This window comes from Hydrogenophaga sp., assembly GCF_014773545.1.
Classification (GTDB): domain Bacteria; phylum Pseudomonadota; class Gammaproteobacteria; order Burkholderiales; family Burkholderiaceae_C; genus Hydrogenophaga.
The window spans coordinates 126916-138794 of the sequence record NZ_SDDV01000005.1 but is presented as its reverse complement, the minus strand read 5'-3'; the positions used below and the strand labels follow the sequence as shown (position 1 = coordinate 138794).

Annotated in this window: 10 protein-coding genes, 2 tRNA genes and 1 pseudogene; all 13 read left to right on the top strand. The window is 63.8% G+C overall.

Annotation, left to right across the window (positions count from 1 at the left end; all coding sequences use genetic code 11):
- Nucleotides 1-229 precede the first annotated feature (229 nt).
- The 13 genes and pseudogenes from EST26_RS05495 (at nucleotide 230) to rpsO (ending at nucleotide 11849) form a co-directional block, all read left to right on the top strand.
- On the top strand, nucleotides 230-2098 hold the full coding sequence (locus EST26_RS05495) for a potassium transporter Kup (RefSeq protein ID WP_291065978.1): 1869 nt from the start codon (nucleotides 230-232) through the stop codon (nucleotides 2096-2098).
- A 34-nt stretch (nucleotides 2099-2132) separates the two neighbouring features.
- Nucleotides 2133-2324 (top strand): annotated as a pseudogene (locus tag EST26_RS05490) (protocatechuate 3,4-dioxygenase); the annotation flags it as partial.
- Nucleotides 2325-2371: 47 nt separating this feature from the next.
- On the top strand, nucleotides 2372-3343 hold the full coding sequence (locus EST26_RS05485) for an Hsp33 family molecular chaperone HslO (protein ID WP_291065977.1): 972 nt from the start codon (nucleotides 2372-2374) through the stop codon (nucleotides 3341-3343).
- 14 nt (nucleotides 3344-3357) lie between these two features.
- The gene (gene selD / locus EST26_RS05480; protein WP_291065976.1) at nucleotides 3358-4437 is read left to right on the top strand and encodes a selenide, water dikinase SelD; all 1080 of its coding nucleotides are present in this window, start codon (nucleotides 3358-3360) and stop codon (nucleotides 4435-4437) included.
- Between the two features lie 30 nt (nucleotides 4438-4467).
- Nucleotides 4468-5469, top strand: a complete 1002-nt coding sequence (locus EST26_RS05475) for an asparaginase (RefSeq protein ID WP_291065974.1) — start codon at nucleotides 4468-4470, stop codon at nucleotides 5467-5469.
- Between the two features lie 23 nt (nucleotides 5470-5492).
- Nucleotides 5493-6062, top strand: a complete 570-nt coding sequence (gene pgsA / locus EST26_RS05470) for a CDP-diacylglycerol--glycerol-3-phosphate 3-phosphatidyltransferase (RefSeq protein ID WP_291065972.1) — start codon at nucleotides 5493-5495, stop codon at nucleotides 6060-6062.
- Between the two features lie 7 nt (nucleotides 6063-6069).
- On the top strand, nucleotides 6070-6987 hold the full coding sequence (locus EST26_RS05465; protein ID WP_291065970.1) for a DMT family transporter: 918 nt from the start codon (nucleotides 6070-6072) through the stop codon (nucleotides 6985-6987).
- Nucleotides 6988-7001: 14 nt separating this feature from the next.
- Nucleotides 7002-8102 carry a tartrate dehydrogenase gene (locus EST26_RS05460; RefSeq protein ID WP_291065968.1) on the top strand — a complete coding sequence of 367 codons (1101 nt, stop codon included), beginning with the start codon at nucleotides 7002-7004 and terminating at the stop codon, nucleotides 8100-8102.
- 137 nt (nucleotides 8103-8239) lie between these two features.
- Nucleotides 8240-8315: transfer RNA gene (locus EST26_RS05455), tRNA-Val, on the top strand.
- Nucleotides 8316-8396: 81 nt separating this feature from the next.
- Complete coding sequence (locus EST26_RS05450) at nucleotides 8397-10319, top strand: SurA N-terminal domain-containing protein (protein ID WP_291065966.1); 1923 nt, start codon at nucleotides 8397-8399, stop codon at nucleotides 10317-10319.
- 174 nt (nucleotides 10320-10493) lie between these two features.
- Nucleotides 10494-10569 (top strand) — tRNA-His (locus tag EST26_RS05445).
- Between the two features lie 253 nt (nucleotides 10570-10822).
- Nucleotides 10823-11314 (top strand): hypothetical protein, encoded by a 492-nt coding sequence (locus EST26_RS05440; protein ID WP_291065965.1) that lies wholly within the window; start codon nucleotides 10823-10825, stop codon nucleotides 11312-11314.
- A gap of 268 nt (nucleotides 11315-11582) precedes the next feature.
- The gene (gene rpsO / locus EST26_RS05435; protein WP_291065963.1) at nucleotides 11583-11849 is read left to right on the top strand and encodes a 30S ribosomal protein S15; all 267 of its coding nucleotides are present in this window, start codon (nucleotides 11583-11585) and stop codon (nucleotides 11847-11849) included.
- Nucleotides 11850-11879 lie beyond the last annotated feature (30 nt).

Below are 11879 nucleotides of genomic sequence, written 5' to 3'. Positions count from 1 at the left end.
CGAAGCGCGGTTCCACCGCCTCCTGCTCAACAGGCATGCCGCGCCGAAGGGGTGTGGGTTCTGCGGTGTTCTGGTGGGTCGACCTTACCACTGAAATTGCTGCATTGCAATATGTGCCACGCCATGACCCTTTCAGCGAAATACCCCGCTGGCAAATGGCGGGCCGCGAGCGCAGAATCGCTCCCCATCCTGACAGCCGAACCCGGGTCGACAAGTCCCGGGTGTTTTTGTGTCTTCCAACAAATCCTCGCTCGCTGCGCTCACCCTGGGCGCCATCGGTGTGGTCTATGGCGATATTGGCACCTCGGTGCTGTACGCCATCAAAGAGATCTTCGGGTCCGGCCACGTTCCCTTCACCCACGACAACGTCTACGGCGTGCTGTCCATCGTCTTCTGGACGCTCACCGTCATCGTCTCGCTGAAGTACGTGGTGCTGGTGCTGCGGGCCGACAACAACGGCGAAGGGGGACTGATCGCCATGCTGGCGCTGGCCTCGCAGGCGGTGAAAGACAAGCCCGAGCTGCGCAAGTGGCTGCTGGTCATGGGCATCTTCGGCACCGCGATCTTTTATGGCGATGGCGTGATCACGCCGGCCATCTCGGTGCTGTCGGCGGTCGAGGGCCTGGAGGTCGTCTCGCCCGCCTTCAAGCAGTACGTGATCCCGATCACGCTGCTGGTGCTGTTCGCACTGTTTTTCGTGCAAAAGCGCGGCACCGGCGGCATCGGCAAGTTCTTCGGCCCGATCACGGTGCTGTGGTTTCTGACGATTGCCGTGCTCGGCGTGGTTCAGATCATTGACCATCCGGAAATCCTGGTCGCCTTCAGCCCGCACCACGCGCTGCGCTTCATGTGGGAGCAGCCGGGCACCACCTTCATCATCCTGGGCGCGGTGGTGCTGTGCGTGACCGGCGGCGAAGCGCTCTACGCTGACCTGGGCCACTTCGGCAAAAGGCCAATCCGGGTGGCCTGGTTTTCCATCGTCATGCCCTGCCTGACGCTCAACTACTTCGGTCAGGGCGCGCTGCTGCTGGAAGCCCCCGACGCGGTCAAGAACCCGTTCTTCAACATGGCGCCCGACTGGGCCCTGCTGCCGCTGGTGGGCCTGGCCACCATGGCCACGGTGATTGCCTCGCAGGCCCTCATCACCGGCGCGTTCAGCGTCACCCGGCAGGCAATCCAGCTCGGCTACCTGCCGCGCCTGAACATCCGCCACACCAGCGTGCGCGACACCGGCCAGATCTACATCCCGTTCGTCAACTGGGCCCTGTTCACCGCCGTGGTGCTTGCTGTGGTGATGTTCAAGTCCTCCTCCAATCTGGCCGCGGCCTATGGCATCGCCGTCACGCTGGAAATGCTCATCACCACGGTGCTGGCCTTTTTTGTCATCCGCTACGGCTGGAAATACCCGTTGTGGCTGTGCCTGCTGGCAACCGGGTTTTTCTTTGTGGTGGATTTGGCTTTCTTCAGCTCCAACCTGCTCAAGCTGTTCGACGGCGGCTGGTTCCCGCTGGCCATCGGTGCTGTGGTCTTCATGCTCATGATGACCTGGAAGCAAGGCCGGGCCATGATGGCCAAGGCGCAGCAGGCCGAGGCCATTGACCTCGACAGCTTCCTGGAGGCGGTGTTCATGGCACCGCCGGTTCGCGTGGCGGGCACGGCGGTGTTCCTGACTGCCCAAACCGGCACCGTGCCCCATGCGCTGCTGCACAACCTCAAGCACAACAAGGTGCTGCACGCGCAGAACCTGTTCGTCACCGTGCGCAGCCACGAGCTGCCCTGGATCGGGCTGGACAAGCGGCTGGAAGTCAAACCCCTGGGGCGCGATTGCTGGGAAGTCGTGATCCACTACGGCTTCAAGAACGACCCCGATGTGCCCAAGGCGCTGACGCTGATGCGCGGGCGGGGCTGCGAGATCGATCCGATGCTGACCAGCTACTTCCTCTCGCGCGACCTGGTGGTGCCCAGGCTGGGCAAGGGCATGTCGCTGTGGCGCGAGAAGCTGTTTGCCCAGATGCACCACAACGCCGGGGCGGCGGCCGAGTTCCTGAACCTGCCGAACAACGCGGTGATCGAGCTGGGCTCCAAACTGGAGATTTAAGCCCTGGGCGAATCCGCGATCACGGGGCGGTTTTCACGGCCTGACCGTGCCGCTGTCGCTGCTGTGCGGCGAGCAATGCCCTCTGAGCAGCGCCTGGCCATGCCCGGTCATCCCATTGGCCGTCCACGTGCTGCAGTACCCTGCGCCCAGCGGTCCGCGCTGCGTTGCGCTTGGTCAGGCAAATTGCAAGGCGGTGCATAGTCATGAACAAGACCTCAGGGTGCACTGCCTGGGCAACGACCGATAATCAGCCGCCAAGCGAGGAAACATCCATTGTCCGAACTCCATAAATTCATGTTTGAGGGCCTGCCGGTGCGCGGCATGTTGGTGCGCCTGACCGACGCCTGGCAAGACGTGTTGCGCCGCCGTGCGCAAGCTGGAGGCTACCCGGCGCCGGTGAGTCGGCTGTTGGGTGAAATGACGGCCGCAGCCACACTGCTGCAGGCCAACATCAAGTTCAACGGGGCGCTGATCCTGCAGATCATGGGTGACGGGCCGCTCAAGCTGGCGGTGGCCGAGGTGCAGCCCGACCTCAGCCTGCGTGCCAGTGCCACCGTGCAGGGCGATGTGGCGGCGCAGGCGCCGCTGGCACAACTGGTCAACCGCCACGGCCACGGCCGCTGCGTCATCACGCTCGACCCGAAAGACCGCCTGCCCGGTCAGCAACCGTATCAGGGCGTGGTGCCGCTGCTGGACGAGCAGCATGAGCAACTGGAACAACTCAGCGACGTGATAGGCCACTACATGCGGCAAAGCGAGCAACTCGACACCCGGCTGGTGCTGGCGGCCAATGAGCAGGTGGCCGCCGGCCTGCTGATTCAGCGTCTACCCCTGCAAGGGGTGGCCAATCTGGGCGGCAGCCACGCCGCGGCCGACGTCTTGGGTCAGAACGAAGACTACAAGCGCATCGCGCTGCTGGCGGCCAGCTTGCAGCGCGACGAATTGCTGGGGCTGGACGCTCAGACCCTGTTGCACCGCTTGTTCTGGCAAGAGGACCTGCGCCATTTCGAGCCACTGACCGGTGCGCAGGGGCCGCGTTTTGCCTGCACGTGTTCGCGCGCGCGCGTGGCCGCTATGTTGTGTGGCCTGGGGCGCGACGAAGTGGAGTCGGTGCTGGCCGAGCAAGGACAGGTGGCGGTGGCGTGCGAATTCTGCGGCGCCCAGTACCGCTTTGACCCGGTGGACGCGGCCCAGATTTTTTTGCCAACAACGCCGCCGCCTGACGACGCTGTGCGCACACATTGAGTCGGCGCGCCCGTATGCAAACCAGTCAAGCCACTGCGGCCCCCGAGCCGCGCCTGACCAGCTTGTCGCACGGCGGCGGCTGCGGCTGCAAAATCGCTCCTGGCTTGTTGCGTGAGCTGCTGCAAAGCGCCAGCGCCAGCGCCATGCCGCTGCCACCCGAATTGCTGGTCGGCATAGAAACCGCCGATGACGCGGCGGTCTACCGGCTCAACGACGAACAGGCGCTGATTGCCAGCACCGACTTTTTCATGCCCATCGTCGACGATCCGTTTGACTTTGGCCGCATCGCCGCTTGCAACGCCATCAGCGACGTCTACGCCATGGGCGGCACACCGATCATGGCGCTGGCCCTGCTGGGTATGCCGATCGCGCGGCTCTCGAGCGCGACCATTGGCAAAATTTTGGCCGGTGGTCACAGCGTGTGCCGCGCGGCCGGCATTCCGATTGCCGGCGGCCACAGCATCGACTCGGTCGAGCCGATTTACGGTCTGGTCGTGCTCGGTCTGGTGCACCCGCAGCGCATCAAGCGCAACGCCGACGCCCAGGTGGGCGATTGCCTGATTCTGGGCAAGCCGCTGGGCGTGGGTGTGCTCTCGGCGGCGCTGAAGAAAGACGCTTTGTCAGCCGCTGGCTACGCCCGGCTGATCGATTGCAGCACCCAGCTCAACACGCCGGGCCCGGCGCTGGCCGCGCTGGCAGGCGTGCACGCGCTGACCGATGTCACCGGCTTTGGTCTGGCCGGTCATGCACTGGAGATGGCGCGTGGCTCCCGCGCCTGCGCCCAGCTTGAGATGGCGCGCGTGCCCTTGCTCGAAGGCGTGCGCGAACTGGCCTGCGCCGGTCTGGTAACGGGTGCCTCTGGGCGCAACTGGGCCGCCTACGGCCACCAGGTGCAACTGGCCTCGCACCTGCACCCGCTCGATCAGGCGCTGCTGTGCGACCCACAAACCAGCGGCGGTTTGCTGGTGTCCTGTGCGCCAGAGGTTGTGCCAGCGGTATTGGCGCTGTTTCGGCAACACGGTTTTTCTGCGGCGGCGCCGATCGGTCAGATGCTGGCGCCAACGCCCGACGGGTGTTGGCTGCGCGTCGATTGAACCTTTCAATCGCAACAAAAGGGGTTTTCCATGAGCGACGCTCTGGCTGGCTTGGCCGATAGCGCACCGCTGCCCAGACTGGTGCTGCTGGGCACCGGCGGCACCATTGCCGGACGCAGCACAACAGTCGGGGACGACATTGACTACCAGGCGGCGCAGTTGAGCGTTGGCGCCTTGCTGGCGACGCTGCCGCATCGACTCGCCGTGCCGCTGGAGATCGAGCAGGTGGCGCAGATCGACAGCAAGGACATGGGGTTTTCGGTCTGGAAAAAACTCGCGGCGCGTCTGAGCTTTCATTTGCAGCGCCCCGAGGTGGGGGCCGTGCTGATCACCCACGGCACCGACACGCTGGAGGAAACGGCTTATTTTTTGCACCGGGTCTTGCAGCCGGGCAAGCCGGTGCTGCTGACCTGCGCCATGCGTGCGGCCGACGCTTTGCTGGCCGATGGACCGCAAAACCTCAGCGATGCGCTGGTCGTGGCCCAGCACCCGGGTGCGCGCGGCGTGCTGGTGGTGTGTGCCGGGCAGGTGCATGGCGCGGTCGATGTCGTCAAGACGCACACCTACCGGCTCGACGCCTTTGACTCTGGCGATGCCGGGCCGCTGGCCGTGGTTGAGCAAGGACAGGTGCGCCAGTTCCGCTGCTGGCCAACGGCGCCTGCGGGTGCCGCCTGCAACCTGCAGGCCAACCCGTGCTTGCAGCAAGTATCGGCCTTGCCGCGGGTGGACCTGCTCTACAGCCACGCCGACGCCGATGGGTCGCTGGTGCGGTCCTTGCTGGCGCAGGCCGCTGCGCCCCAAGAGCCGGCGCTGCGCGGCTTGGTGGTGGCCGGCAGCGGCAACGGCACCTTGCACCAGGCCTTGGAGGCCGCCTTGCTGCAAGCGCAGGCGCAAGGCGTGCAGGTGCGACGCGCCAGCCGCTGTGCGCGTGGTCGGGTGATCTCCCCCGCTGGCCGGTCTTTTGCGGACGCTGGCGGCCTGTCTGCCGTCAAGGCCCGGCTGGCGCTGGCGCTGGAACTGCTGGGCTTGTGATGGATGGGATGGATAATCGCCCGATGTTTTTTAATCTTCCCACCCTGCTGACCTGGGCCCGCATCGTCGCCATACCCATCATCGTCGGCGTGTTCTATCTGGAGGGTATCAGTGCGGCGCAGCAAAACCTGATTGCCACCGTGCTATTCGTGGTGTTTGCGCTGACCGACTGGGCCGACGGCTACTTGGCGCGCAGGCTCAATCAGACCTCGGCCTTCGGGGCTTTTCTGGACCCGGTGGCAGACAAATTTCTGGTCTGCGCCTGTGTGCTGGTGCTGGTGCACCTAGACCGCGCCGACGTGTTCGTGGCGCTCATCATCATCGGGCGTGAAATCGTCATTTCCTCTTTGCGCGAGTGGATGGCGCTGATCGGCGCCACCCAAAGCGTGGCGGTGCACATGTTCGGCAAGATCAAGACCTTGGTGCAGATGACGGCCATTCCATTCTTGCTGTTTCACGGCACGCTGTTCGGTGTGGTGGACACCGCGCTGTGGGGTACCTGGTTGATCTGGGCGGCGGCGGTGCTGACCGTTTGGTCGATGGTGTACTACCTGTACAAAGCCTTGCCCGAGATACGCGCTCGCGCGCGCTGACGCAGCCATGAGCGCGCAGGCCACCCAAGACGCCTGGCTGCGTCCCATGCCCTGGGCCTTTGTGCTGATCTGGAGCACCGGCTTCATCGTCGCGCGCTACGCCATGCCGCATGCGCCGCCGCTGCAGTTTCTGGCGCTGCGCTACGTGCTGTCGATTCTGTGTTTTTTGCCCTGGATCTGGTACGCCGGCGTGCACTGGCCCCGGCAGCGCCTGCAGTGGCTGCACCTGGCGCTGACCGGCGTGCTGATGCACGCGGGCTACCTCGGCGGCGTCTGGGTGGCGGTGAATGCAGGCATGGGGGCGGGGCTGGTTGCCCTGATCGTCGGTTTGCAACCGGTGCTGACCGCCGTTTGGCTATCAGGCACCGGCGCGCGCGTGACACGCCGGCAGTGGCTCGGCTTGTGGCTGGGTTTTCTGGGCCTGGTGCTGGTGGTCTGGCATAAATTGGGCAGCGGTGCGCCGGGCGACCAGGCCACCTGGTTCAATCTGAGCTTTGCCGTGCTCGCGCTGTGCGCCATCACGGCCGGCACGCTGTATCAAAAGCGTTTTGTCCAGGCATGCGACGTGCGCAGCGCCAACACCGTGCAGTTGCTCGCCGCGCTGCTGGTGACTTTGCCGCTGGCCTTGCTGGAAACCGATGCCATGCGCTGGTTTGACGCCGGCGGCGCTTTCAACTGGGAGCTCGGTGCGGCCATGGCCTGGTCGGTGCTGGGGCTGACCCTGGGCGCGAGTTCGCTGCTCTACCTGTTGATTCAGCGCGGCGCCGCGACCTCAGTTACCAGTCTCATGTATCTGGTGCCGCCGTGTACCGCGCTGCTGGCCTGGCTGCTGTTTCGCGAACCGATCACATTCGTGACGGTGGTCGGCGTGGCGCTGACGGCGCTGGGTGTGAGCTTGGTCGTGCGCGTGCCAAAAAACCCCTGAAAGCCTGTTTCATCATGAGCAAACATCGCATCGCAGTCATTGCCGGTGACGGCATTGGCCAGGAAGTCGTACCCGAGGGTCTGCGCGTGCTGGAGGCGACGGCAGTCCGCTTCGGCATCGACTTGCAGTTCGACCGGTTCGGCTTTGCCAGTTGCGACTACTACGAGCGACACGGCCAGATGCTGCCCGACGACTGGAAGCAGCAGATCGGGGGCCACGACGCCATCTACTTCGGCGCCGTGGGTTGGCCAGACAAGGTGCCGGACCACATTTCGCTCTGGGGTTCGCTGTTGCAATTTCGCCGTGAGTTTGACCAATACGTCAACCTGCGACCGGCCAAACTCATGCCCGGCGTGAGGGCTCTGGTGCTGCGCCGCGACGGCAGCCTGCGCCAGCCGGGCGAGATCGACATGGTGATCGTGCGCGAGAACACCGAGGGCGAATACTCCAGCATCGGCGGGCGCATGTATGCTGGCACCGAGCGCGAGATCGTCATGCAGGAAACCGTGCTCTCGCGCATCGGGGTCGACCGCGTGTTGCGCTACGCCTTCGAGCTGGCGCGCTCGCGGCCACGCAAACTCCTGACCAGCGCCACCAAATCGAACGGCATTGCCATCACCATGCCGTACTGGGACGAGCGGGTGGCCGAAATGGCCAAACACTACCCCGACGTGCGGGTCGATCAGTTTCATATCGACATCCTGTGCGCCCACTTCGTGCAGCGCCCGGATCAGTTCGACGTGGTGGTGGGTAGCAATCTGTTCGGTGACATCCTGAGCGACCTGGGGCCGGCCTGCACCGGAACCATAGGCATAGCACCCAGTGCCAACCTCAACCCCGAGCGCAAATTTCCCTCGCTGTTCGAGCCGGTGCACGGCTCGGCACCCGACATTGCCGGGCGGCAGATAGCCAACCCGATCGGCCAAATCTGGTGCGGCGCCCTGATGTTGGACTTTCTGGGTTATCCAGCAGCGCACGCCGCCATCATGCAGGCCATAGAAGCCGTGCTGCAGCCGGGCAGTGATGCGCCGCGCACCCCCGATCTGGGCGGCAGCGCCAGCACGGCCGATCTGGGGCGTGCAATAGCTGCTCAGGTGTCGCGCGCACCGATCTGAAGCCGCTGACGTGCAGCATGCCGGGCTGCGTTTAGAATCACACGTTTAGAATCACAACTGCACCGTGTTCAAATGACGGCGCTGAAGCGGTTCTCCCAGGCGTGTCGGTTGCCTGTGGCGAGCCAGTTTTTTCGGTGGGGTGCTTAGCTCAGTTGGTAGAGCGGCGCCCTTACAAGGCGTAGGTCGGCGGTTCGAGCCCGTCAGCACCCACCACCATGCAAAAGGCGAACCCCGGTTCGCCTTTTTTTCACTATCAAGCAGCGCTTTCGGCTTCTAGTTTCAGGGCTCCCAGGCATGTTCGAATCAATTCGCAATCGCAAGCAAATCCTGATGGCTGTCTTGCTGATCCTGATCATCCCGTCGTTCGTGCTGGTGGGCATCGAAGGCTTTACTCCCGACCCGCGCGGCGCGCCGGTGGCGCAGGTGGACGGCCAAGACATCACCCAAGTCGATTGGGATCGGGCGCACCAAGAGCAGTCGCAGCGCCTGCGTCAAGCCATGCCAACGATAGACCCCGCCATGCTCGACAGCCCCGAGGCGCGCTTTGCCACGCTGGAGCATCTGGTGCGCCAGCGCGTGCTGACGGCGGCGGCGCAAGCATACAGGCTGCACATCAGCGACCAGCGGTTGGCGCTGAGCCTGCAGGAACACGAAGTCATTGCCGGACTGCGCCGCCCGGACGGCACGCTGGACGTCGAGGCCTACCGCCAGTTGCTTGCGCGCCAGGGCCTGACGCCGGAGCTGTTCGAAGCCCAGGTGCGCGCCGAACTCGCGCAAATCCAGGTGCTGCAGGGTCTGGAGGGTTCGAGTTTTGCGCCCGAGGCCGTGGCCAAGATCGCGCTCAACGCCTTCTTTGAGCAGCGCCAGGTGCGGGTGGCGTCATTCGATGCGCGCGATCATGCCGCTGACGTCGTGCCCAGCGACGCCGAAATACAAGCCTTCTACGACGCCAATCTGTACCTGTTTCAGGCGCCCGAGCAAGCCGACGTGGAATTCGTGGTGCTCGACGCCAACGCGCTGGCGCCCGGCATTGCGCTGGCAGAAACCGATGTGCGCGCCTACTACGAGCAAAACATTGAACGCCTGGCTGGCCCGCAAGAGCGCCGGGCAAGTCATATCTTGCTCAGCGTAGCGCCAGGCGCCACAGCGGCCGACAAGGAACAGGTGCGCCAGCGCGCTAGCGCGCTGCTGACTCAGGTGCGCCAGGCGCCGCAGACCTTTGCCGATGTGGCCCGTGCCCATTCGCAAGACCCCGGTTCGGCCGTCAACGGCGGCGATCTGGGCTACTTTTCTCGCGGGGCCATGGTCAAGCCTTTCGAGGATGCCGTATTTGCGCTGCAACAAGGAGGCATTTCAGAGCTGGTGGAAACCGATTTTGGTTTCCATATCATCAAACTGGTCGATATCAGAACACCGCCGCGGCGCAGTTTCGAGCAAATGCGCCCCGAACTCGAGGCCGATTTGAGGCTGCAGCAGGCGCAGCGTCTGTTCACCCAGTCGATGGAGCCGTTCAGCAACCTGGTGTACGAGCAGGGCGAGAGCCTCGCGCCGGTGGCCGAGCGTTTCGGCCTGACCATCCAGACGGCCCGGGCCGTGACCCGCCAGCCCCGTCCAGATGCCGGAGTGCTGGCCCATGAGGGATTGCTGAACGCCCTATTCGCGCCCGACTCGATTGCGCAAAAGCGTGCTACCGAAGCAATCGAAACCGCCCCCGGTCAACTCGTTTCGGCCCGCATCGTTCAGCACACGGCTGCTCGCACCCAGGCGCTGACGCAAGTGCGCGAGCAGGTTCGCACGCGCCTGGTGGCCCAGCGGGCCGCCGAACTCGCGCGCGCGGCCGGCCAGGCGCAACTGGCGGCCGGCAAAGCCGGTCAGGCTGTAGCAGCCCTGTCACCCGTGCTGACGGTCTCGCGCGAGCACACCCAGGGCCTGTCCCGGCCGGTGCTCACGGCGGCTCTGAGCGCCAACCCGGCGCAACTGCCGGCCTGGGTGGGTGTGAATATGGGCGAACAAGGCTATGTCGTGGTCAAAGTCGAACAGGTGCTAGCGCGCCAGCCGCGCGAGCCAGAAGCCTTGCGTCAGGAGGTGCAGCAGTACAGCCAGTGGTGGTCGGCAGCCGAGAGTCTGGCCTACCTCGAGACCTTGAAAGCGCGTTTTAACGTGCAGATCAAGGTGGCGCCGCCGCCACCTGCCACCGCCAACGCCGCACTGCAGTGATGCCGCCGGCTTGGCCCCAGCCCCCGCCCTTTGCCGGGCAGATATTCTCAGCGTGAAACCAAGTGCGCGTCTGTCCCCCACCCACCCCTCGCCATCTCGCGCTGATGGGAGAGGGCAGGGTGTCCTGGGGTAACCAGGCGCCATGTTCTTTCGAGCTATAATGAAAAGCTTGCGGTGGCTGTAGCTCAGTTGGTAGAGCACAGGATTGTGATTCCTGTGGTCGTGGGTTCGAGCCCCATCAGCCACCCCAACCTTTTCTAAGGTCTTGAATTTGAAAGGTTTTTTCACCAAAAAACTCGCGACAGGTTCCCACTTAGGGTTCCCACATGATCCGAGTTCCGAGGTTGAAGCAAAACCGACACGGCGTTTTTTCTCTCCGTGTTATCTGGCAAGACCCCACAGGCAAGCGCCGCGAGACGCAGCACAGCCTAGGCACACGCAGCCCCACGGTTGCCCGTTTGTTGGCGCTACAGTTCAATGAAGCCCTTGAACGAAAACGCGCCATGAACGAAAAGCCCACTTTCCCCAGCCTTGACGACATCGCTCACAAGTTCGAGCTGGACTTGTCGCGGGGCGTGATGAAATCGGACGGCCCCGAGGACTTCGACCGCATGATGAAAGCCATCGAAGCCTACAAAGCCATTCACGGCGCGAATCCGCCGCTACAAGAGGCCATGAACATGGGCAGGGCTACCCAACCCCTCACCGAAGCCCCAAAACGCCTTCTAGCCCGTTCTATCGTGCTGACCGAGGCCATCAAGGGCTACCTGAAAGAAAAAGAACACGACAACGCCAAGCGCACGATTTACGAAAAAGGGCTTTTGTTCGACGAGTTCAAGGGCTTGCTGGGGGACTTGGAAGTCAACCTGTACGACAAGCCCACGCTGGTGCAATGGAAAAACCACGAGATGAACAAGGGCGCAGGAGCCAGCCGCATCAATAAACGCCTTGACAATGCGTCGTGGTTCCAAAGGTTGTGTCGTCCCCCTGCATAGCGAAGTCAAAGTCGGCACTCTGGCGGGTATCTTGCGTCAGGCGGACGTATCGATAGACGAATTCATCGCGGCCTTGTAGCCGTGGTGCCCAACCCAGCAGTCCACACGGACGCTGCGCGATAAAGCCGCGCAGCGTCGGTGACTTCTACGTTATAATCCAACGTTGCTCAGATGGCATCTGGGTAATCACGCCCGTTGCGGCGCGCCTGATTCCAGTTGCATCGGGCCACCTGCGGCGGGACGCATGTCAATGTTTTCTAGGAATTTTATGATTTCTCACGCCGCCAAGGCCGAAGTGATCGCGACCAACGCCCGCGCCACCAACGACACCGGTAGTCCAGAGGTGCAGGTCGCCATTTTGACCGCTCGCATCAACGAGCTGACCCCGCACTTCAAAACGCACGCCAAAGACCACCACGGCCGCCGTGGTCTGTTGCGCATGGTGAGTCGGCGCCGCAAGCTGCTTGACTACCTCAAGTCCAGCAACGCCGAGCGTTACGTCGCCCTGATCGCCAAACTGGGTTTGCGCAAGTAAGCCCCGTCTCCGCATGACGCACAAAACGCC

Bases quoted from the DNA above. Each gene is read 5' to 3' on its own strand.
- pgsA (WP_291065972.1), top strand. From the start codon at position 5,493: ATGTTTTTTAATCTTCCCACCCTGCTGACCTGGGCCCGCATCGTCGCC.
- selD (WP_291065976.1), top strand. From the start codon at position 3,358: ATGCAAACCAGTCAAGCCACTGCGGCCCCCGAGCCGCGCCTGACCAGC.
- EST26_RS05440 (WP_291065965.1), top strand. From the start codon at position 10,823: ATGAACGAAAAGCCCACTTTCCCCAGCCTTGACGACATCGCTCACAAG.
- EST26_RS05460 (WP_291065968.1), top strand. From the start codon at position 7,002: ATGAGCAAACATCGCATCGCAGTCATTGCCGGTGACGGCATTGGCCAG.
- EST26_RS05450 (WP_291065966.1), top strand. From the start codon at position 8,397: ATGTTCGAATCAATTCGCAATCGCAAGCAAATCCTGATGGCTGTCTTG.
- EST26_RS05475 (WP_291065974.1), top strand. From the start codon at position 4,468: ATGAGCGACGCTCTGGCTGGCTTGGCCGATAGCGCACCGCTGCCCAGA.
- EST26_RS05465 (WP_291065970.1), top strand. From the start codon at position 6,070: ATGAGCGCGCAGGCCACCCAAGACGCCTGGCTGCGTCCCATGCCCTGG.
- rpsO (WP_291065963.1), top strand. From the start codon at position 11,583: ATGATTTCTCACGCCGCCAAGGCCGAAGTGATCGCGACCAACGCCCGC.